The sequence below is a fragment of the Nocardia aurantiaca genome (genome assembly GCF_009708175.1).
Lineage (GTDB): Bacteria > Actinomycetota > Actinomycetes > Mycobacteriales > Mycobacteriaceae > Nocardia > Nocardia aurantiaca.
Genome location: NZ_WMBB01000005.1, coordinates 473,960 through 494,961, shown reverse-complemented (window position 1 = coordinate 494,961; position 21,002 = coordinate 473,960). Strand labels below are relative to the sequence as shown.

Below are 21,002 nucleotides of genomic sequence, written 5' to 3'. Positions count from 1 at the left end.
CGACCTTCGAAAGTCGTTCCCGCGCAATTGATCTCGCACACAATCCCGGGCATGTCGCGATGATTTCGCGGTACCTTTTCAGGGTGACCATGTTGCTCAGCGCCTTCCACGACACTGTGCTTTCCCAACACGCCGTGCTCGCCCAGCTCGGCAATCCGACACCCGAGACACCGCCGGTGGCCGACAAGCTCATGAAGCTGGTCCGGTACTTCACCTGGTTCGTGTTGCTGTCGGGTGTCCTGGGCATTACCTACGCCGGTGGCCGCTTCGCGTGGGAGAAGTGGTCCGGCGGCGGCCTCGCCTCACCGAAGATGGTGGCGGGAGCGATGATCGGCGGGATCGTCGCCACCAGCGCGGGCACCATCATGAATGCAGTCATCGGATCCTGACCGTCGCGCGCGTGGTGCGTCGACTGTCGGTGGGCGCAGTTAGGCTCGTCGAACAGACTGGCGAAGATGGGTAGGGGCCGCCTTGACGACGAGCGATGCACGCACCGCGCGCACCATACTGCGCGACGACCCGGCCGAGGGGGTCGGCTTCGGGCTGGAGCACGTCAATGAGGTGCTGGCCGGAATGGTCGGCGAGGTGGTGGCGGATCGGCCGCGGGATGCGGAGCTGATCACCTGCCGGCTGGGGCTGGACGGGGAGAGTCCCGAGACGTTGACACTGCTGGGAGCGCGATTCGGGGTGTCCCGAGATCGGGCGCGGCAGCTGTACACGCGGGCCGTGGGCACCATGCTGCGCCAGCAGTCGGCGACCGGGCACCATGATCTGGGGGTGTTCGCCGAGCGATATCCGGTGGGGTGGGGCGACGAGCGGCTGGTGCGCACCCTGCTCGCGGAAACCTACGCCACAGACGGCGATATCGCCGCACAGGACTGGGCGTATCTGAAGCTCCGTCTCGCAGGGCACGATCTGCAAGGCTCGAAACGACTGGCGGGCTTCGTCTTTCAGCGCATCGCGGGCTGGCAGCAGAAGGGGCGCTGGCATCCGCTGCCCGCGCCCGAGGCCGACGCACCCGACGACATGTGGAACACGTGGCTGCGCCGCGTCGAATGGGCCGACGGCGCCCCCGAGGAACTCCCGGTCCTCCCCGCCGGACGCCTCGACTACGACGACGACAGTCGCGGCCGCATGCACTCGGAAAAACTCGGCCGCGAAGTCACTTTCGACACCGCGTTGCAGGCCCGGCTGCTCCGACTCCTCGACGCCAGCCCCCGCGTGGCCTCCTTCCGCGAACTGCCCGCCGCCGTCACCTATGAACTCGACGGCACCGACCGCGTCCACTACCCCACCGCCGCAGCCCAATTCACCGATGGCCGCATCGCACTCATCGACGTCCTCCCCCTCGCCCATGCCGCCCTGCACCCCCAGCGCGCCCGCGCCGCCGCCGGCCGCGCCCACGCCTTCTCCCGAGGCTGGGGCTGGCTCACCTGGACCGGCAGCCACGACGGCATCCCAGAACTCCTGTCCCGCAAGGTGAATCCTTACTACGAATCCACCCTCACGAGCCGCCTGTCCTCCGGCCCCATGACCTGGCCCGCCCTCGACGCCTACCGCACCGAGACGGGCCTCGAGCTCCTGGACCTCGCCGCCCTGGTCCTCCGCCATCACTGGCACTGGCATCGAGGCCCCTTCCGCCTCACTTCCTGAACGCCGGGGGCCGCCGTCCGCCACCTGCCGCAACCGCTTCCCGCACCGCGCCGGGACGGTGCGGGCGTGCCTGGATACACGCGCCGATCGAGCAGGCGCCACCTGGCAGGGCGTTTCCGAGGAACTCGACGCCGACACCTGCCTGTTCACCACACGCCCAGCCGCACCGGGTAACCGAACGGGATCCGGCGCTGATCATTTGGGATCCGGCGGTAAGCCTCGACGGACGGCTTGGTTTGGTTCGAAAGCCGTGAGCGTGGTTGTGGCGCTGGCGGTTTCGTGTACCGCTGTGGGCGATGAGACGCGGCCGGATAGCCGCTTCCGGAGGCCGTGGACACGTCGGCCATGCCTCTCCACGGCGACTGTTGGGGTTGGCCACGCTCGGGTTGTCGAGGCGGGTGGCCAGCTGCGGCGCAGGTGGCGGGAGCATCTGCCGGCGATGCTGATCGCGACGGTGTTCACGATGCGGCCGCGGGCGGCACCTTTCCCAACGTCTTGCACTCTCCTAGGATGAGTGCTAAATAATATCTATGTCAGATGGCATAGGTTATCTGAGTTCCCTTCGATCGAGAATGGAGTGAGTTGGAGGTGGCGACCATGCTGATGCGCACGGATCCCTTCCGCGACTTGGATCGATTGACGCAGCAGGTCTTCGGCACTCCGGCCCGCCCGGCCGTGATGCCGATGGACGCCTGGCGCGACGGCGACGAGTTCTTCGTCGAATTCGACCTGCCCGGGATCGACCCGGACTCTCTCGACCTGGACGTCGAACGCAATGTGGTGACCGTGCGAGCCTCGCGCCCGGAACTCGATCCGGGGCGGTCGATGATCGCCGCGGAACGCACCCGCGGGGTCTTCAGCCGCCAGCTGTTCCTGGGCGAGAACCTCGACACCGATCAGATCCGGGCCGACTACCGCGACGGGGTGCTGCGGTTGACGATCCCGGTCGCCGAGAAGGCCAAACCCCGCAAGATCGAGATCGCCCGCCACGACGGGCAGCGTCAGGCCATCAACGCCTGAGCCGAGTCGGCATCACGGGAGGTCCTGTGATGAGGAGTTCGACCGGTCCCGCCGCCGCGGCGCAGATCACTGCTGAAGGTCTGTCATGGCCGGCCGCCCGGTTGTCGGCGTCGGATCCCGACCTGGAGGAGTTGTTCGCCGAGATCGACGAGGTCCTCTGTGCGGCAAGGCGTCGGCAGCGGCCGGGGCGACGGCGCGGGGTGCCCATTCCACGGTCGCGTCCGGACAGTCGCCGGCGACGAGGATGGGCCATACGTCGCCGCGGACGCCGACCACGTCCCGCATCGGCGTGCCAGCGCGGTCCGCCCGCGCCGACGCCGTGCCGGTAACCACGGACATAGGAGAGCGAGGTGATGCCTGTCGGAAAACACCACGACGGTTCTCGCGTCGGGCGGGGCGCATCGACCCCGAGCCTGAATCTCAGCACCGCAGCGTCCGGAACATTTCTCCGGCGGGTGCCCGGCCACCACGCATGGCAGCCGCGGGCCGGGTGCGGTTCCCACCCTCGCGAGCAGACACCGCAAAGATCATTTTCGATCCCTTCCGTCGACGGGTGGGCCCGTTCAGCAGTGAACTTGCGGGCCCACCCGGCCCTTTCCCGATCTTTCACGCCGATGCACACGCATCCGTCACGTTCGAGGAAGGACAACCGCCATGACCACCAACTTTCCCGCCGGTAGCGACCTCGACCACGCGGAGCAGCACATCCTCGCCGACCGCCGCGACGACGACATCGGCCTGGACACCGGTGTTCTGCGCCCGCCGGTCGAACACGCGCGGAGGGTGTTGGACAGCGCCGACCTCGCCGACCGTATCGAGCAAGCCTGGATCGCTCCACACCATGACGATGACTACGACTGCCTCGCCTGTTGACCCCGCCCACACCGGCCCGGAAACCGAACTGCCGCACTGGCGCCCGGCACGCGTGGCCTGGTTCGACACCGAGAAGGGCTTCGGATTCCTCACCCCCGTCACCGGCCCTCCCGTGTTCGTCGACTACAGCGTGATCGAGATCCCCGGCTACAAGACCCTCATCGCTGGGCAACCGGTCATCTACACCGCCACCGACACCGGACGCGGACCCGAAGCCACCCGCGTCATCCCCTACCCCCACATCACCGCCGACCGTGACCCGGGCCGCCGGCGCCAGAGCAGGCGGGGCGCGGCAACACGCAGACCCCGCTGCCTGACCCGCGCAGCCTGACACGTGGACATCACACCCAGATCGGAAATCCTCCATGACCACCGCAACCCCGGACACCGACCACACCAGCGAACCGGACACGCCGGTAGTGCACTGGCCCGAACCCAGCCACCTACGCCCGTGGTGGGACGCGATCATGCAACCCGCCATGCCGGCCGACCCGGCCGTCCCCAGATCACCCGACCCCCGCCACCCGCGGGCCCGAAACCCCTACCCGCGCCGATCCCGGCCGGCCAGAAGCGCTGCCCACCGCTGACCCAGCCACGGCGACGAGGGCGGGCACGTGGCGGCGGCCCCACCGCCCTCGCGCGGTGAAGGTTTCGGCCCGTGGGTTCGCACCACGCGGGCGTGCGTATCGGGCCCGCGATCCCGGAGTTCCGACACCGCCCGCCACGCCCTGCCCGAATCCACGCCAGTCGCGCCCATAACCGACCCAGACCTCGACCGTGTGAAGAGCGCCCCAAGGGAAGGGTTGGTGCGGGTGCAGCGCGACGGCCAGGTACGCCGCCGCACCGTCGCTGCCCATGCCCCACACCCTGCTCGATCCTCGCACCGCCACTGCACGAAATCGGCACGCGCGCATCACAAGCCGCCGAGAGCGCGGACCCCGCGCCAACCGTGGCCGGAGTCTCTCGGCGGCCTACCGCACCGAATCAGCCTGGGGCAGAGCGGAATAGTGGGCGGAGCCGAACCAGCGTGGCAGTACCGTGAGGAGCTCCCGTTGATCGGCGCCGGCCCAGGCCACGTGGCCGTCCGGGCGCAGCAGGACCGCGGGGGCCGTGAGTTCCTCGCTGACGTCGACGACGTGGTCGACGCGGTCCGACCAGCCCTCGACCGAGAGCCGGCCGGTCTGATCGAGGAGCAGGCCGCGGCCCTCGTGCATGAGCTCATAGAGGCGGCCGCGTTTCAGGGTCACATCCCGTTGGCGACGGCCGAGTAGGACATGACCTGCCGTGGAGTCGAGTTCCGGAGATGGGCCGAAGTCGTAGCGGACGCCGAGGGCGGTGATCCTCTCGATCAGGAACCGGTGGACCTCTTCGAAATCCATCAGATCCGTGAGCAGCCGGCGCAGGGACTCGGGACCGGGTTCGCGGGAGGAGAGCTCGGTTAGGGCCCGGGTGTTGTCGAGGACGTCGGCGGCCACCGGCCGACGTTCGGTCTCGTAGGTGTCGAGCAGATCGGCCGGGGCCCAGCCGTGCACCGCGGCGGCCAGTTTCCAGCCGAGGTTGAAGGCGTCCTGAAGACCCAGGTTCAGGCCCTGGCCGCCGATCGGCGGATGGATGTGCGCCGCGTCGCCCGCCAGGAAGACGCGGTCGACGCGGTAGCGGTCGGCGAGGCGGGTGGCGTCGCCGAAGCGGGAGAGCCAGCGGGGTGAGTGGGCCCCGAAGTCGGTGCCCGCCACGGCCCGCACCTGACGTTTGAGCTCGTCCAGGGTGGGTGGGGTATCGCGATCCCCGGCCAACCCGTCCGCCGGGGCAATCAGCCGGTACACACCGTTGCCGAGGGGCACCGCGCCGAAACGCCTGTGCGTCTTGTGGAGTTCGGTGACCAGTGCGATCACCTCCTCCTGCGGTGTGGTGAGCTCCACCTCGCCCAGCAGCGTCTCGATGCGGGAGGGCTCGCCCGGAAAACCGATGCCGAGCAGATTGCGCACCGTGGAGCGGCCGCCGTCGCAGCCGACCAGATACCGTGAGCGCAGCCGGCCGTCGCCGGCCAGCTCGACCACCACCCCGTCCGCGTCCTGGCTCAACCCGGTCACCTCGCAGCCGCGCCGGAACTCGGCGCCCAGCTCCACGGCACGCTCGGCCAGCAGACGATCCGTGACGGGCTGGGGAAGACCCAGCACGAACGGAAACGTCGTATCCAGCCGCACCGGACGCGGCGGGCGGATCCCGGCGAAGAACGCACTCGGGTCGTGCCGCTTGCCCAGCGCCAGGAACCGGTCCGCCACTCCGCGCTGATCCAGCACCTCGATGCTGCGCGCGTGCAACCCCATCGCGCGCACCACCTTGGTCGGCTCCGGATCCCGATCCAGCACCAGCACCGCGACCCCGTGCAGCCGCAACTCCGCGGCGAGCATCAACCCCGTCGGCCCGGCCCCAGCAATGATGACGTCGACCATGAATCGCCCATCCCTTGATTTCCGCAGGTAATCGCCTTTCGGCCGACGATTCTGCGGCACGCCCCGGGCCTTGCCACAAGCCCCCCACTCCGATATACGTTGAAAGGGGCGGGAAATCAGCATTCGCCCCACGCATCCGATCGGGACAATCGATCCGCGGAAAACCCCGGAATACGCGCGAATCCCGGCCCGAGCACATGCCGGAAGCGGCGGTTATCTCAGGACCAGGCCCGCGGCGATGAACGTGATGATCACCATGACCGCGAACCAGGTGATCAACTGCCAGTGCAGAATCGCGGACTTCTGGCTCGCCACCGTCAATCGCAGGGTGGCGTCGACACGGTTGTGGTCGGCGATCTGGCGTCGGGTCTGGGCCAGATCATCGGCCTGCTGCTGGGCGGCGACCTCGGCGCGTTCGAGCCGGTGCGTCAGTCGCATGAGCTGTTTGGTCTTGTCCCGGGTGGCCTTGCGGGCCAAGGCCAGTGCGGCTCGCTGGTTGGTGAGTTCCTGGCGCTGCCGTGCGATGACGGCCGCCTGTGTCCGGGTGTGGCGTTCCCAGTCGGTCACCATCGCCCATCCTCCCGTGTGCTCGTCGCGGCAGCCGAACGCTATCTCCCCGGCCACCCAGCCCGTCATGAATTCACGCAGTTCACCGGCGGACTGGCGGGCCGCCACCACACCGCCCGGGCCGGAGGCCAGCAGCCCGCCGACCACCCGGTACTCGCAACCGTCGGCCGCGAAGTCGTCGATGCCCAGGGCGGGCAGCTGCCCGGTCCAGAAACCGGGCGGGCAGATCCACAGCACTTCGCCGCATCCCGCGGCCCGGAGCTCAGCGGTGATCCGCCGGGCGCGGGCCAATTCGGGTGGGGCGCTTGACACCTCGATGGCACCGGTGCGATCCCCCTTGCGCCACAGCACGTCCGAGGTCTGCGCGCCGATGACCACGTCCACCTGAACGTCCTCGGCACCGGCCGCGAGCAGTCTCCCACGCAGCCAGAATTTGAGCCGCTGCACATCCCAGCGGCAGTCCGCGCACTCGGCTTCCCGGCAGCGCTCCCCCGCCGCATGGCCGAGGGTCGAATCCCCCACTGCCATCGTCGGATTCAAGCGCGGATCCGGATCGGCAAGTGCCACCGACCGCTCCCGCGGAACTTCCACTCGCCTCGTGCTCACAAGATCACCCCAACCACCAACACACACCGCACGGGCCGCTTCCGCCGTATCGGAAACCATCAGCCCGGGCCGTCACAATCCAGAGTGCCGCAGGGCATGCACCCACAGATACGGAAGCGACCAGATTCGTTACCCAACCGCGAGCCGCATGTGATCAAGCGCGGCGCGGATCGTGACCATGCTCGGGATGCCGGACCTGCCCGGCGCCGCTACTCTTTCGAAATGCTTCCGCCTCAGTCCCGGAATACGCAGCTCAGCGCTCTCCACCCGACGCTGAGGGCGGCCCGCGGCGCGAACTCGATGGCGTTCGCGCTCCAGGGATTCTTCCTGGCCGTGATTCTCACCGAACTCCCGCAGCTGAAGGACAAATTCGCGCTCTCCGACGGCCTGATCGTCGCGATCGTCGCACTGATCTCGCTCCTCGCGGGCGTCGGCAGCATAACGGCCGAACAGATCGCGCTGCGCTGGTCCAGCCGGACGGCCCTGCGGGTCGGACTGGCGCTCATCGCGGTATCCGGCGTCGCGATCGCGGTGTCGCCGAACACGATCACGGCCTTCCTCGCATTGGGCGCGTACGGCGTGGCGGTGGGCATCGTGGACGCCGGTACCAATATGCAGGCGGTATTCATTCAACACGGTTACGGCCGATTCATTCTGGTGTCCTTCTACGCGGCGTGGAGCGCGGGCTCGATCACCGGCGCGTTGTTCGTCTCGGCCTTCGAGGCGCTGCACGTGCCGCTGTGGGCCTCGATCGCGACCGCCGCGGCCGTGGTGCTGGCGGGTTGCCTGGCCGCGGGACCGCGACTGCTGGGCACCGACGAGGCGGAAGCCGGTCCGGCCGAACACGAACCGGCCGACTCGGTGCCGATGCGCATCTTCTGGATCTTCGGCGCGGTGATCGCGCTGGCCTTCGCCATCGACCTCGCGGTCGGCAACTGGTCGGCGCTGTACCTCAAAGACGAACTGCTGTCCTCCTCCGCAACCGCAGCGCTGGCGCTGGCCGCCTACCAGGGCGCGTCGCTGGTCGGACGCCTCACCGGCGACCTGTGGGTGCGGCGGCTCGGGCCGCGCGCGGTGGTGCGGGTGGCCGCCGCAGTCGGCTCGGTCGGCCTGGTGATCGTGGTCGTCGCACCGGGGCCGGTGATCGCCATTCTCGGATTCCTGGTCGCCGGAATCGGATTGCCGGTGATCGCGCCGCTGTGCTTCAGCGAGGCCGGGCAACTCACCAGCGGCCGCAACCTCGACGCGCTCATCGCCCGCCTCAACCTGTTCAACTACGCGGGCACACTGGTCGGCGGCGCGGTGGTGGGCACGGTGGCCGACGCCGCCAATCTGCGCGCCGGATTCGCGATTCCGCTCGCCTTCGCGGTGGCGCTGATCGGCTTCGCGGGAGTCTTCCACACCCGCACCACCGCCACCCCCTCCCCCGCCGCGTCCGCGGAGTCCGCCGCGGAGCCTGCTTGACCGCAACGGTGAGCGGCACCGTAGCCCGCGACGGCGGTCACGGCCGACGCCGACGAACTCGCCGCCGCGACCTTCCCTCTGGCCCGCCCGCCCCGATCCGCACCCGCGGACATGGCGGCCTTCATCGCGGAAATCCTGTCCCCGGAACGGTTTCGCGATACCCGGGGGCGGTCAGGCGCGAGCGGGCAGCAGTTCGGCGACGAGCTCTTCGACCAGCGTGCGAATCTGGTCGCGGATCGGGCGCACCGCGTCGACGCCTTTCCCGGCGGGGTCGTCGAGTTTCCAGTCCCGATAGTCGACACCCGGGAAAAAGGGGCAGTTGTCCCCGCAGCCCATGGTGATCACCACATCGGAGGTCGCCACGGTGTCGGGAGTCAGGATCTTCGGGGTCTGGGCGGTGATGTCGATGCCGAGTTCGGCCATGGCCTCGACGGCGGCGGGATTGATCGCCTCGGCGGGTGCGGTGCCGGCGGAGCGGACCTCGATGGCGTCGCCGGCGAGGTGAGCGAGGAAGCCTTGGGCCATCTGGGAGCGTCCGGCGTTGTGGACGCACACGAACAGGACACTGGGCTTGGATGCCATGAGGGGCAATACCTTTCGCGATTATTCCACAGGGAACAGCAGGGTCTATTCGGCGACCAGGGCACGGACCCGGGTCTCGATGTCGTCGCGGATGCCGCGCAGGGTGGCGGGGTCGGCTCCGGCGGGGTCTGTGTTGGTCATGGGGTGCTCCGAACGGGCCGGCGGGGTGTGGTGAGTTCGAGGCACAGGGTGCCGACGCGGGCGGTGAGGTCGTCGCGGATCAGGCGCATACGCTCGATGCCGTCGATGCCGCGTTCGGAGGGTTCGTCGGTGTCCCACACCAGCATTCGCGGCCCGGGCGGCGGGTCGAGGCGGGCCTGACGCCCGATGACCACGATCGCGTCCACCCCGGCGGCGAGGGCGGGATCGATGGGTTTGGGGTACTCGTCACCGACGTCGACGCCGACCTCTGTCAACGTCTGCACCGACAGCGCGTTCAGGGTCTGGCCGGGGTGGGTACCGGCCGAATACACCCGCAGACCGTCCCCGGCCCGGTGGCGCATCAGCGCGGCCGCCATCTGCGACTTGCCGCTGTTCTTCACGCACACGAACAACACCGACGGTGTCGCGGTCACCGGCCCACCCCCGCTGAAGCGGCAGTGTCGATGGGGGTGAAGCGTTTGCGCAGAGCGAGGGAAACATAGACCAGGCCGACGAGGACGGGCACTTCGATGAGCGGGCCGACGACTCCGGCGAGAGCTTGGCCCGAGGTCGCGCCGTAGGTGGCGATCGCGACGGCGATGGCGAGTTCGAAGTTGTTGCCTGCCGCGGTGAATGCCAGGGTGGTGGTGCGCTCGTAGCCCAGGCCGACCAGACGGCCGTAGAGGTAGCCACCGCCCCACATGATCGCGAAGTACGCCAGCAGCGGGACCGCGATCCGCACGACATCCCAAGGGCGGGAGGTGATCTGGTGGCCCTGCAGGGCGAACAGGATCACGATCGTGAACAGCAGCCCGTACAGCGCCCACGGCCCGACCCGAGGCAGCAGCCTCGACTCGTACCAGTCACGGCCACGGGCTTTCTCACCCAACCGGCGGGTGAGGAATCCGGCCACGAGGGGGATGCCGAGGAAGATCAGCACCGACTTCGCGATCTGCCACGGCGAGGTATGGATGCTGGTCTGCTCGAGGCCGAGCCAGCCGGGCAGCACCGACAGATAGAACCAGCCCAGCACCGCGAACATCACGACCTGAAAGATCGAGTTCAGCGCGACCAGCACGGCGGCGGCTTCACGGTCGCCGCACGCGAGGTCGTTCCAGATGATCACCATCGCGATACACCGCGCGAGTCCGACGATGATCAGACCGGTCCGGTACTCGGGCAGATCCGGCAGCAGCAGCCAGGCCAGGGCGAACATCAGCGCCGGGCCGATCACCCAGTTCAACACCAGCGACCCGGCCATCAGACGGCGGTCGCCGGTGACCGCGTCGAGGCTGTCGTAGCGCACCTTGGCCAGCACCGGATACATCATGATCAGCAGCCCGAGCGCGATCGGCAGCGAGATCCCGTCGATCTCGACCGCCGACAACGCGTCGCCCAGGCCCGGGACGACCCGGCCCAGCACCAGGCCGACGGCCATGGCCGCGCCGATCCATACCGGCAGCAACCGATCCAGTGTCGACAGCTTGCCCACCACGGCAGGGTGTTCGACGGTGGCGCTCACGCGGTCACCTCCGGCCCGCTTTCGACTGCCAGCACGGCCGAGAGTCGTTGCAGCGCATCGGGAACCACCCGGTAGTACACCCAGGAAGCGCGACGTTCACTGGTCAACAGGCCCGCTTCGCGCAGCACCTTCAAATGGTGGGAGATGGTGGGCTGGCTCAGGTCGATGCCCTCGGACACGTCGCACACGCACGCCTCGCCGCCCGCGCGGCTGGCGATCGCGGACAACACCCGCAGCCGCGCCGGATCGGCCAGCGCCTTGAACGCCGCCGCCAGCTCGGCCGCGGACCGCGCCGACAGCGGTTCACGCATCAGCGGCGCCGCGGCGCACTGCGACACCGGCGTCACCACCAACTCTGATTTCGACATGCATTGATATTGACGATTGTCGAACCTCTAGGCAAATGAACGTCCGGTGACGGTCCCGACAACCCAGCCGAGGCGGTCTCGACCCCCCACCCGCGGACCGCTCGGCCCTGCCGCGCCCGGCGAGAGTGCGATCGAATGAGGCACACAGGTTCGGGCAGATGGCCGGCGGCGGCTTGCGTGGGGCCACACCGCCGAGGAGAACCCCCGGCGTGCGCGACCGTTGCATGCGGTCGCGCCCGGTCCGGTCGCCTCAGCCGCAGCAGCCAGCGCCCGAGGCGACCGCCTGCTCCTTCGCGGCCGATCCACAGCACGCACCCTCGGCGGCAGCCTCCTCGGCGGTACCGCAACACACGGCCACCGCCTCCGCATCGCCAGAGGTGGCGGCGAGTTCCGGTGCGGTACCGAAGGTTTCACTGTCGGCCAGCACCGTGTACACCTCCCACCGCTCGGCATCGGGCGCGGTCACCCACACCTTGTCCTGAGTCGCGAAACAACACGTCGTCGCGATCTGCTCCTCGGTGAACAAACCCGCCTCCGAAAGCCGTGCGATCTCGGCGTGCACCTGCTCGGAGGACTCGACCTCGACCCCGAGGTGATTGACACTGCCGCCGTGGCCGGGGTTCTCGATCAGCACCAGCTTCAGCGGCGGCTCGGCGATCGCGAAGTTGGCATAGCCCGGCTTGCGCTTGGCCGGCTCGGCGTTGAACAGGGTCGAATAGAAGGTGACGGCCTGATCGAGGTCGTCGACGTTGAGGGCGAGCTGGACACGGGACATGACACAACCTCCATGCGTGAGACATATATCGAAAAGCTGACGATGCCGAGTGTGCCACCTTTTCGACATATGTCAACATTCCGGGTATTCTCGGCGCCATGCCCAAGGCGTTGCCCGTGATCGATATGTCCGCCCCCGTCTGCTGCGCACCGGTCGCGGCCGGTCCCGTGGACGACACCGCGGCCCTGGAAGTGGCGCTGCGGCTCAAGGCGCTCGCCGATCCGGTCCGCGTCAAGCTGATGTCGCTGCTGCTGACCAGCGTGGCCGGACAAGAGAACGGCGGCGAACTCGCCGCCGCGGTCGCCCTGTCGGAATCCACGGTCAGCCATCACCTTTCACAGCTGCGCAAGGCCGGTCTCGTCGAGTCCGAGCGGCGCGGCATGAACGTCGTCCACCGCGCCCGCCGCGACGCCCTCGCCGCACTGTGCCTGGTCCTCGACCCGAACTGCTGCAGCTGACCGCATGTTGATCGGGTCCGTGCCGGCGACCCCGGCGAACAAGAACCGGCTGCGAAAGTGGTTCTCAGGACAGTAGTTTCGCCTTCAGCGCGGCCACATCGGCGTCGGTGAGCTTCAGGCCGTCACGGACGTAGTCGTCGAAGCTGCCGTAGCTCTTGGTCACCTGGTCGAAGGCCGAGTCCAGGGCCGCGGCGGTGACGCCGTTCATCATGTCGCCGTCCCCGGCGCCCCGGTAGTAGTTCGACAGCAGGTAGTCGTAGTAGACCGTGTCCTTGTCGACGCCGAGGATGGTCAGCAGCACCGCCGAGGTCCAACCGGTGCGATCCTTGCCCGCGGTGCAGTGGAACAGCACGCCGCCCGGGTTGTCGGCGATGTCACGCAGCACGTTCGCGAAGCCCTCGCCGGCGCCGGGCGCCGTGATGAAGGCACGGTACAGGTCGGTGCCCGCGGACAGGGTGGAGGCCATCACCTGCGGCGGGGCCTGGCCGATGATGTCGTCGTGGTGCTCGGTGGCTCCGGCCGGGACCTTGTCCACGCCCATGAGCCGCTGCTCGTAGCCGGTGCGCAGGTCATGGACAGACGTCACGTTCAGGGCGGCCAGCTTGGCCAGGTCGGCGTCGGTGGCCTTGCTCAGGTCGCCGGTGCGCAGGACCAGCCCGGTGCGCACGGTGTGGCCGTCGACGGTCCGGTAGCCGCCCGCGTCACGGGCGTTGAGCACGCCGGTCAGGCCGAGGACGCGGCTGTCGGTGTCGACCAGAACACTGCTGGTCGCGGCGGGCGGATCGACGGCGAAGGCGATCGCCACCGGTCCGAGGCCGGCGGAGAGCGCGATGGCGACCACCGCGGCGGCTTGGACAGCACGGTTACGCAAGGTAATTCTCCTTCCGGGGCTGAAAACCGAATCCAGCCCGGCTTTCGCTGACCTCCGGAATTTATTACCTAAGGCAACGATGAGAACCGCCGGGCCGCCCGAAACCCGCAGAGCCCGAAGCTTCGAACGCGGGGCGGGCCGCAAAAAGGCGACGCCCGAGCCCACCGATCGCGGTGGCGCTCGGGCGTGAGGTCAGACGTGGGCAGGGACCTCGAAGCGCGAGAGAGCCAGGAGGCGGGAAATGGCGCGGAGATACTTCTTGCGGTAGCCGCCGTCGAGCATCTCCTGGGTGAAGATCTGGTCCAGCCTCGCGCCCGAGATGGTGACCGGGATGCCCGCGTCGTAGAGACGGTCCGCGAGAACCACGATGCGCAGGGCGACCGCCTGATCGGTGACCGGATGGACGCCGGAGATGTACACCGCCGAAACGTCGTGGATGAGGGCGCCGTAGCGGGACGGGTGCAGCGTGCTCAGGTGCTCGACCAGCTCGTCGAAGTCGTCGAGCGTGGAACCCGTTGTGGCGGCGGCCTGCTCGACCAGCAGATCGGACGCGGTGGGTTCGGGGGCGGGCGGGAGGTCGCGGTGACGGTAGTCGGGACCGTCGACCCGGACCGCCTCGAACAGCGCGCCCAGCTTCTTGATCTCGCGCAGGAAGTCCTGTGCGGCGAAACGGCCCTCACCCAGCTGACCCGGCAGCGTGTTGGAGGTGGCGACCACGGACACGCTGCGGTCGGTCAGCTCGGTCAGCAGGCGCGAGACCAGCATGGTGTCGCCCGGATCGTCGAGCTCGAACTCGTCGATGCACAGCACGCTGTTGCCCGAAAGCCGCTCGACGGCATTGTTGAAACCCAGCGCGCCCACCAGATTGGTGACCTCGCCGAAGGTGCCGAACGATTTGGGGCCCGGCACACTGTGGAAGATCGAGGCCAGCAGGTGGGTCTTGCCCACACCGAAGCCGCCGTCCAGGTACAGGCCGATGCCGCGCACCGGCTTCTTCTTGCCGAACAGGCTCTTCTTGTCCGCGGCCTTGCGCAGCTTGGTCACCTGATCCGCGAACAGCTCGGCCTTCAGCACGGCCGCGGACTGGGACGGTTCCTTCGGATCCGGGATATAGGAACCGAAGCTCACCTCGTCGAAGGTGGGCGGGGGAACCATCTGGGCCACGAGCTGGTCTGCCGGAACCTCCGGGTGGCGATGGACGAGGCGTTGTTGCACTACGTCAGCGTAGATGCGTGGTGGGATGGGGTCTTATGCAGCGTATGCCGAATGCGATTCAGCTCACAGATCTCACCCGCGACGACCTGGTGGAGTTGTACGCGTATCCGGTCGAGCCATCCGCACCGTATGTCCGGGTCAACTTCATCACCAGCATCGATGGCGCGGCCAGCGTGGACGGGCGCTCGGGTCGGCTGGGTACGCCCGCCGACAAGCGGGTGTTCGGTCTGCTGCGGGATCTGGCCGACGTGGTGCTGGTCGGGGCGGGCACCGCGCGGGCGGAGAACTACGGAGCCGCGCACACCGATTCGGAGCTGCGCAAGCGACTGCACCGGGAGGGGTTCGGCGGCGATCCCGACGGGACACCCCCACGCATCGCGATCGTCACCGCGTCCGCGTACCTGGATCCGGCGAGCAAGCTGTTCACCGACACCGGGGCGCGGCCGATCATTTTCACCACCACCGCCGCGCCCGACGACCGCAAGAAGCGGCTCATCGACGCGGGCGCCGACGTGATCGGGTACGACGAGAACGCAGCCACCACCGGCATACTCGAGGCTCTGGACGGCCTGGGACTGCGGCGCGTGCTCTGCGAGGGCGGCCCCTCACTGTTCGGGCAATTCCTCACCGCCGGAGCCGTGGACGAACTCTGCCTCACCATATCCCCGCAGCTGGTGGGCGGGACCGCGGGCCGAATCGCGGTGTCCCCCGAGGCACTGCCCACCCCGATGAACCCGTGCCACCTGCTGCTCGACCACGACGGCACGATCTTGACCAGATGGGAACGCGCGCACACCCGAGGCTGAAACCGCGTGCCGGACCTGGCAGGCTGTACCGCATGCGCTGGACTCGGGCCGCTCTGCTGGCGTCGACACTGTCGGTATTGGTGACCACCGCCTGCGGTGCCGGGCCGTCCGACCGGCCCGCCGTCGCCGTGGAGAAGCCTCACCAGGCCGGAGCCGCGGTCACCTCCACCGCGCCCACCGACTCCACGCCGCCCGCGCCCGAGACGCCCAAGGCCGATCTGGCCTGGAAGGACTGCACCGCACCGACTTTCAACCTGCTCACGCTGGGCGCGCCGCCGCAGGGTCTGATCCTCGAGTGCGCGGAGTACGTCACCCAGGTGGATGTGGCGGGCAATGTGGCCGGCAACTTCAAGAACGCCGCCATGCGGGCCCGATACGACCGGACCCCGAAGGACGCCGCGCCGCTGATCCTCACCTCCGGCTCGGACCGGTCATCGACGGCCACCCTGGCCGGGCTCGCCGCCGGACCCGGTAGCGCGCTGCTGGCCGCGCGGCCCGTCATCGCGGTGGACCGGCGCGGCATCGGCAGCTCCCAGCCGGTGACCTGCATGACCGACCCGCAGCGAAAGGCCATCGCCGACCAGGGCCAATTCACCCGCGGCGCAACCGATGCCGTGGATGCCATGAGCACCGCCGGACGCGATGCCACCGTGGCCTGCCTGGACTTCCTCGCCCCCGCCCAGGCCACCTTCGACGCCCCGCACGCCGCCGACGACATCGAACAGTTGCGCAAGCAGTTGCAGGTCGACCACCTCGCCCTGCTGGGCACCGGCACCGGCGCGAACATGGCCCTGAATTACGCGCGCAAGTACGGCCAGCACCTGGGACGACTGGTGCTGGACTCGCCGCAGGCCGTCGGACTGGACGCCAACGGTCGCGCCGAGCAGCGGGTCAAGGGGCAGGAGGCCGCGCTCACCGCCTTCGGGCAGCGCTGCGCCTCGCTGAGCTGCTCGCTCGGGGCCGATCCGCGAGCGGCGGTCATCGACCTGGTCCGCCGGGCCGGAGCCGGGCAGCTCGCGGATCTGTCGGCCGCGGCGCTGGTGACCACGCTGAGCGGGTTCCTCGGCGACTCGCGGTCCATGGGTAATCCGCAGATCACCGAATTCGCCGACGCCCTCACCGCGCTCGGCAAGGGCGACCACGGTCCGATCACCCCGTTCGTGCTGCGGGCCGCCGCCGGGGTCGCCAATGACGGCGAATTCGTCAACCGTTGCAGCGACAATCACGAACCTTCCACGCCCGACAAGGCCAAGGAGCTCGAAACCACCTGGGGCACACAGTATCCGGTGTTCGGCAAGGTCGCGGCCATCGAGCTGATGGCCTGCTCGGCCTGGCCCGCGGCCACTCCCATGAGCCTGCCCGACAAGCTCGACCTGCCGGTGCTGGTGCTGGGCGGCAGCGCCGACCCGGTGACCGGCCAGGACGGCCGCCCCACCGTCACCGGCGCGCTGGGCGCCGCCGGTGCGCGCACCGCCACCGTGGTCTGGCAGGGCTGGGGTCACCCGAGCTTCGCCCACTCCGGCTGCGCCCAGCAGTCCCTGGCCGATTATCTGAAGGACGCCAAGCTCCCCGCGGACGGCACCGCCTGCCCCGCCTGATCGTTCGGGGCAGGTTAGGGGGATGATCCGACCAGTTGGTCTCCTGTGCGCCACACGACGCGAAAGACGGGTCGGCGCATGTGTGACGGGGGCTTTCGGTGTACCGTGCCCGAGTGTTCCTTCGCCAGCTCGAGCCCCGCACTGCTCGCACCACCGCCGAAGTAGCGAACTTCGCCCTGTGGCCGATCGCGATACTCACCGTGCTCAACCGGGTGTTCATCAAGGCTGTCAACGGGTACATCACCGACGACTTCCGGCCGGTGTACAACGCCTCGCTGGCGTTTCTGAACCATCGGGCCGTCTACGGCGAGAACTACAATACGACCGACCCGCACTACCTGTACCCGCCCGGCGGAACACTGCTGATCTCACCGCTGGCCGTCATCGACCCCGAGAAGTCGCGATGGTGCTTCATCATCGTCAACGCCCTCGCCATCCTGCTGGCCTGGTACCTGCTGCTGAAGCTGTTCAACTTCACGCTCGACACCGTGGCCGCACCGGCGCTGCTGCTCGCGATGTTCAGCTCGGAGACGGTGACCAACACGCTGGTCTTCACCAACATCAACGGCTGCCTGTTCCTGATGATGGTCGCGTTCCTGCACCTCATCCTGCAGCGCAAGGACCTCTGGGCCGGTGCGGCACTGGGTCTGACCATCGCCGTCAAGGGACCCCTGCTGGCGCCACTGCTGTTGATCCCGCTGGTCCGCGGGCAATGGAAGGTGTTCATCACCGCACTCGGAATCCCGGTGGCGCTCAACCTCCTCGCCTGGCCGTTCATCGTCGACTACAAGCAGTTCTGGACGCACACGCTGCCGTACCTATCGGAGTCGCGCGACTACTTCAACAGCGCCATCGTCGGCAACGGCGCGTACTACGGTGTGGCCGACTGGCTGGTCTGGACCATCCGCCTCACCCTGGCCGCCATGGTGGCGATCACGCTGTGGCTGCTGTACCGGTACTACCGCGACGACGAAGTGTTCTTCGTCTGCACCTCCGCCGGCATCATGATCACCACGGTGCTGCTGCTCGGCCCGCTGGGCCAGATGTACTACTCGATGTTCCTCTTCCCGCTGCTGATGACCGTGGTGCTGCGCAACTCGGTGATGCGCAACTGGCCCGCCTGGGTGGCGGTGTTCGGATTCATGTCCTACGACAAGTGGCTGTCGGACCGCTGGCAGCACATCGGCCGCGAACTCGAGTACCTGCGCACCACCTTCGGCTGGGCGCTGCTGCTCATCGTGGCGTTCTGCGTGCTCGGCGACCGCTACCTGGCCGCCAAGCGCGAGGGCCGGCTGCAGCCCGGCACGTCGCTGGATCCGGCGTGGATGCACCCGGAATGGTCCCCCGAGGACTCCGAGCCCGCCGTCGCCGCGCGCACCAAGGCCGGTGCCGCGTACTAGCGTGGAACCATGAGTTCCGATGCTGATACATCGACAACGGGGACCGAGAAGCTGCCCGCCCCGCGCATCCAGCTGACCCCGCAGCAGTGGCGGGCCAAGCTGACCCCGGACGAGTACCGGGTGCTGCGCGAAGCCGGCACCGAGCGGGCGTTCACGGGCGAATACACCGACACCGAGACCGAGGGCGTCTACTCCTGCCGGGCCTGCGGGGCCGAATTGTTCCGCAGCACCGAGAAATTCCACTCGCACTGCGGCTGGCCATCGTTCTTCGATCCGGCCGGATCGGAGGCGGTGCTGCTGCGGGAGGACAACTCACTGGGCATGCGGCGCGTCGAGGTGCTGTGCGCCAACTGCCACAGTCATCTGGGGCACGTGTTCGAGGGCGAGGGATATCCCACGCCCACGGACAAGCGCTACTGCATCAACTCGATCTCGCTCCGATTGCACCCCTCGGACAGCGCAGCTGAGTGAGTCGCAGAAACACTAAGGGGCATGCGCGAATTCGCGCATGCCCCGAATTATGCGGGCAGAACGCCAGCTACCATCCGGCGAACGATATCGGGCCCGGCCGCGGTATGCGCCCGGACCCGATCGCATTCCAGGTCGGATCGCCTTACGGCAGTGCGGCCATGAGCTGCTCGAGCTCCACCCGCGGGCCGGTGAAGAACGGAACCTCCTCGCGCACATGGCGACGCGCCTCGGTAGCGCGCAGATCGCGCATGAGGTCCACGATGCGGTGCAGCTCGGGGGCCTCGAAGGCGAGGATCCACTCGTAATCGCCCAGGGCGAAGGACGCCACGGTGTTGGCGCGCACGTCCGGATAGTCGCGGGCCTCCTTGCCGTGATCGGCCAGCATCTTGCGGCGCTCTTCGTCGGGCAGCAGGTACCAGTCGTAGGAGCGCACGAACGGGTAGACGCAGATGTAGTTGCCCGGCTCCTCACCCGCGAGGAAGGCGGGGATGTGGGACTTGTTGAACTCGGCCGGTCGGTGCAGGGCGGCATTGCTCCAGACCGGAGTGGAGGCCTCGCCCAGCTCGGTGGTGCGGCGGAAGTCGGCGTAGGCGGCCTGCAGATCCTCGATCTTCTCCGCGTGCCACCAGATCATGAAGTCGGCGTCGGCGCGCAGGCCGGCGACGTCGTAGATGCCGCGCACCACCACGCCGCGCTCCTCGAGCGAATCGAAGAAGGCCCGCGCCTGCTTGATCGCCGCCTGGCGATCCTCGCCGAGCACGCCGGGCTCCACCTGGAACACCGAGAACATGAGGTAGCGGATGGTGTCGTTGAGGGCCTTATAGTCGAGTCGCGCCATGGCCCCCATCGTGCCACTGCGCCGAAGCGCGCCCGAAATGGGGCACGGCGGACATGGTGATTCAGCTCACAGCGACTGCCCGGGAGGCGCTGAGCCGACACGATCCGGCGTGGAAAACGGCGTCGGCCGTTAGGCTGCCAAGGGGGTCGATCGGCCCGGGCGTGTCCCGCAGGCCGTGACGGAGGGCCACTCGGCCGGACGCCAATCAGCCACGGGAACGAAAGAAGCACACGTGCATCCGACATATGCCGAGGTGACAGCGGCAGCGGAACGTATCTCCGGCTATACCCGGCCGGTGGTGGCGGCCCGGGCGGACGCCGACACCGTCCCGATCGCGGGGGAGGTCTGGCTCGCGCTGGAGCACATGCAGCACACCGGCAGCTTCAAGGCGCGCGGCGCGGCGAATTTCGCACTGGCACAGCGGGAACAGGGGCTGCTGCCGAAGGTGGGGATCACCATCGCCTCCGGCGGGAACGCGGGCGTGGCGTGCGCGTGGGCGGCGCGACTGGTGGACTCGACAGCCACCGTCTTCCTGCCCGACTCCGCGCCCGCGGTGAAGGTGTCACGGCTGCGGGCGCTGGGGGCGCAGGTGCTGTGCGGCGGCGACGCCTACGCCGACGCGGCCGCCGAATGCGAGCGCTATGCCGCGACCAGCGGCGCGCTGCGCTCACACGCCTACAACGACCCCTATATCGCGGCGGGCGCGGGCACCCTGCTGGACGAAATCGTCGCGCAGTTGCCCGGTCTCGACACCGTGGTGGTCGCGGTCGGCGGTGGCGGGCTGCTCACCGGAATCACGGTGTCCGCCAACCATCATGGCGTGCGAGTGGTGGCGGTCGAGCCCGAGCGCTGCCGCGCCTTCAACGCCGCCCTCGAGGCCGGTGAAACTGTCGACGTCGAGATCGACTCCGTCGCAGCCGATTCCCTCGGCGCGCGCCGAGTCACCCCCATGGCGCTGTCCGCCGCGGCGGAGGGCGATGTCCGCTCGGTCCTCGTCACCGACAAGCAGATCATCGCCGCTCGCCGAACCCTGTGGGACTGCCGCCGGCTCGCCGTGGAGCACGCCGCCGCCGCCGCGCTGGCCGCCCTGCTGTCCGGCGCCTACGTCCCAGCCCCCGGCGAACGCGTCGCCGTGATCATCTGCGGCGCCAACACCGACCCGATCGACCTGGTAGCCCGCTGATCGACGTCCCGATGCGCGGGCCGGACGACGCGAACAACGCACCGTCGCACAGCATCCCGGTAGTCGAAGGCCCCCCGGCAGAGCGCCACGCCATCTGGCCGAAGGCGGTCGAAGGCCCACGGCGCGGCGTCACACGGT

General features: G+C 68.7%; 22 protein-coding genes. 12 read left to right on the top strand and 10 right to left on the bottom strand.

Annotated elements, in window-relative coordinates:
- Window positions 1-83: 83 nt before the first annotated feature.
- The 5 genes from GLP40_RS13425 (at window position 84) to GLP40_RS13405 (ending at window position 3,877) form a co-directional block, all read left to right on the top strand.
- On the top strand, window positions 84-389 hold the full coding sequence (locus tag GLP40_RS13425; protein ID WP_040858953.1) for a hypothetical protein: 306 nt from the start codon (window positions 84-86) through the stop codon (window positions 387-389).
- Window positions 390-471: 82 nt separating this feature from the next.
- Entirely contained in the window at window positions 472-1,653 is a 1,182-nt protein-coding gene (locus GLP40_RS13420) for a hypothetical protein (RefSeq protein WP_154788165.1), read from the top strand.
- 582 nt (window positions 1,654-2,235) lie between these two features.
- Window positions 2,236-2,673, top strand: coding sequence for an Hsp20/alpha crystallin family protein (locus GLP40_RS13415; protein WP_154788164.1), 438 nt, complete (start codon window positions 2,236-2,238; stop codon window positions 2,671-2,673).
- A gap of 654 nt (window positions 2,674-3,327) precedes the next feature.
- Entirely contained in the window at window positions 3,328-3,546 is a 219-nt protein-coding gene (locus GLP40_RS13410) for a hypothetical protein (protein ID WP_154788163.1), read from the top strand.
- Window positions 3,521-3,877, top strand: a complete 357-nt coding sequence (locus GLP40_RS13405; protein WP_154788162.1) for a cold-shock protein — start codon at window positions 3,521-3,523, stop codon at window positions 3,875-3,877. The genes GLP40_RS13410 and GLP40_RS13405 overlap by 26 nt, the downstream gene beginning before the upstream one ends.
- A 640-nt stretch (window positions 3,878-4,517) precedes the next feature.
- Here GLP40_RS13405 and rox read toward each other — a convergent pair.
- A complete protein-coding gene (gene rox, locus GLP40_RS13400; RefSeq protein WP_154788161.1) occupies window positions 4,518-5,999 on the bottom strand; it encodes a rifampin monooxygenase in 1,482 nt (493 codons plus the stop codon).
- A gap of 213 nt (window positions 6,000-6,212) precedes the next feature.
- On the bottom strand, window positions 6,213-7,094 hold the full coding sequence (locus GLP40_RS13395; RefSeq protein ID WP_230329501.1) for a hypothetical protein: 882 nt from the start codon (window positions 7,092-7,094) through the stop codon (window positions 6,213-6,215).
- Window positions 7,095-7,394: 300 nt separating this feature from the next.
- Here GLP40_RS13395 and GLP40_RS13390 point away from each other — a divergent pair, with 300 nt between their 5' ends.
- Window positions 7,395-8,636: an MFS transporter gene (locus tag GLP40_RS13390; RefSeq protein WP_154788160.1), complete on the top strand. Its 1,242-nt coding sequence runs from the start codon at window positions 7,395-7,397 to the stop codon at window positions 8,634-8,636.
- A gap of 171 nt (window positions 8,637-8,807) precedes the next feature.
- On the opposite strand, the gene GLP40_RS13385 is transcribed toward GLP40_RS13390, so the two are convergent.
- From GLP40_RS13385 to GLP40_RS13360, 5 genes are all read right to left on the bottom strand, one after another.
- Window positions 8,808-9,218: an arsenate reductase ArsC gene (locus GLP40_RS13385; protein WP_154788159.1), complete on the bottom strand. Its 411-nt coding sequence runs from the start codon at window positions 9,216-9,218 to the stop codon at window positions 8,808-8,810.
- Between the two features lie 137 nt (window positions 9,219-9,355).
- Complete coding sequence (locus GLP40_RS13375; RefSeq protein WP_328290095.1) at window positions 9,356-9,793, bottom strand: arsenate-mycothiol transferase ArsC; 438 nt, start codon at window positions 9,791-9,793, stop codon at window positions 9,356-9,358.
- Window positions 9,790-10,881 carry an ACR3 family arsenite efflux transporter gene (gene arsB / locus GLP40_RS13370; protein WP_328290094.1) on the bottom strand — a complete coding sequence of 364 codons (1,092 nt, stop codon included), beginning with the start codon at window positions 10,879-10,881 and terminating at the stop codon, window positions 9,790-9,792. The genes GLP40_RS13375 and arsB overlap by 4 nt, the downstream gene beginning before the upstream one ends.
- Entirely contained in the window at window positions 10,878-11,249 is a 372-nt protein-coding gene (locus tag GLP40_RS13365; protein ID WP_154788157.1) for an ArsR/SmtB family transcription factor, read from the bottom strand. Before GLP40_RS13365 ends, arsB begins: the two co-directional genes overlap by 4 nt.
- A gap of 250 nt (window positions 11,250-11,499) precedes the next feature.
- Entirely contained in the window at window positions 11,500-12,024 is a 525-nt protein-coding gene (locus GLP40_RS13360; protein WP_154788156.1) for an ArsI/CadI family heavy metal resistance metalloenzyme, read from the bottom strand.
- Window positions 12,025-12,122: 98 nt separating this feature from the next.
- Here GLP40_RS13360 and GLP40_RS13355 point away from each other — a divergent pair, with 98 nt between their 5' ends.
- Window positions 12,123-12,482 carry an Rv2640c family ArsR-like transcriptional regulator gene (locus GLP40_RS13355; RefSeq protein ID WP_154788155.1) on the top strand — a complete coding sequence of 120 codons (360 nt, stop codon included), beginning with the start codon at window positions 12,123-12,125 and terminating at the stop codon, window positions 12,480-12,482.
- A gap of 64 nt (window positions 12,483-12,546) precedes the next feature.
- On the opposite strand, the gene GLP40_RS13350 is transcribed toward GLP40_RS13355, so the two are convergent.
- Complete coding sequence (locus tag GLP40_RS13350; protein WP_154788154.1) at window positions 12,547-13,353, bottom strand: tyrosine-protein phosphatase; 807 nt, start codon at window positions 13,351-13,353, stop codon at window positions 12,547-12,549.
- A 192-nt stretch (window positions 13,354-13,545) separates the two neighbouring features.
- A complete protein-coding gene (gene zapE, locus GLP40_RS13345; protein ID WP_328290093.1) occupies window positions 13,546-14,568 on the bottom strand; it encodes a cell division protein ZapE in 1,023 nt (340 codons plus the stop codon).
- A gap of 35 nt (window positions 14,569-14,603) precedes the next feature.
- Here zapE and GLP40_RS13340 point away from each other — a divergent pair, with 35 nt between their 5' ends.
- From GLP40_RS13340 to msrB, 4 genes are all read left to right on the top strand, one after another.
- Window positions 14,604-15,374, top strand: coding sequence for a pyrimidine reductase family protein (locus tag GLP40_RS13340; protein WP_154788153.1), 771 nt, complete (start codon window positions 14,604-14,606; stop codon window positions 15,372-15,374).
- 32 nt (window positions 15,375-15,406) lie between these two features.
- A complete protein-coding gene (locus GLP40_RS13335; RefSeq protein ID WP_154788152.1) occupies window positions 15,407-16,972 on the top strand; it encodes an alpha/beta fold hydrolase in 1,566 nt (521 codons plus the stop codon).
- 113 nt (window positions 16,973-17,085) lie between these two features.
- Window positions 17,086-18,372, top strand: coding sequence for a glycosyltransferase family 87 protein (locus GLP40_RS13330; protein WP_328290092.1), 1,287 nt, complete (start codon window positions 17,086-17,088; stop codon window positions 18,370-18,372).
- A 9-nt stretch (window positions 18,373-18,381) separates the two neighbouring features.
- Entirely contained in the window at window positions 18,382-18,843 is a 462-nt protein-coding gene (gene msrB / locus GLP40_RS13325; protein ID WP_154788151.1) for a peptide-methionine (R)-S-oxide reductase MsrB, read from the top strand.
- 142 nt (window positions 18,844-18,985) lie between these two features.
- Here the strand turns inward: msrB and hemQ are convergent, their stop codons facing one another.
- Window positions 18,986-19,681 (bottom strand): hydrogen peroxide-dependent heme synthase, encoded by a 696-nt coding sequence (hemQ, locus tag GLP40_RS13320; RefSeq protein ID WP_154788150.1) that lies wholly within the window; start codon window positions 19,679-19,681, stop codon window positions 18,986-18,988.
- Between the two features lie 232 nt (window positions 19,682-19,913).
- Between hemQ and GLP40_RS13315 the strand changes: the two genes are divergently transcribed.
- Window positions 19,914-20,864 (top strand): serine/threonine dehydratase, encoded by a 951-nt coding sequence (locus GLP40_RS13315; RefSeq protein ID WP_328290091.1) that lies wholly within the window; start codon window positions 19,914-19,916, stop codon window positions 20,862-20,864.
- The last annotated feature ends 138 nt before the right edge of the window (window positions 20,865-21,002 follow it).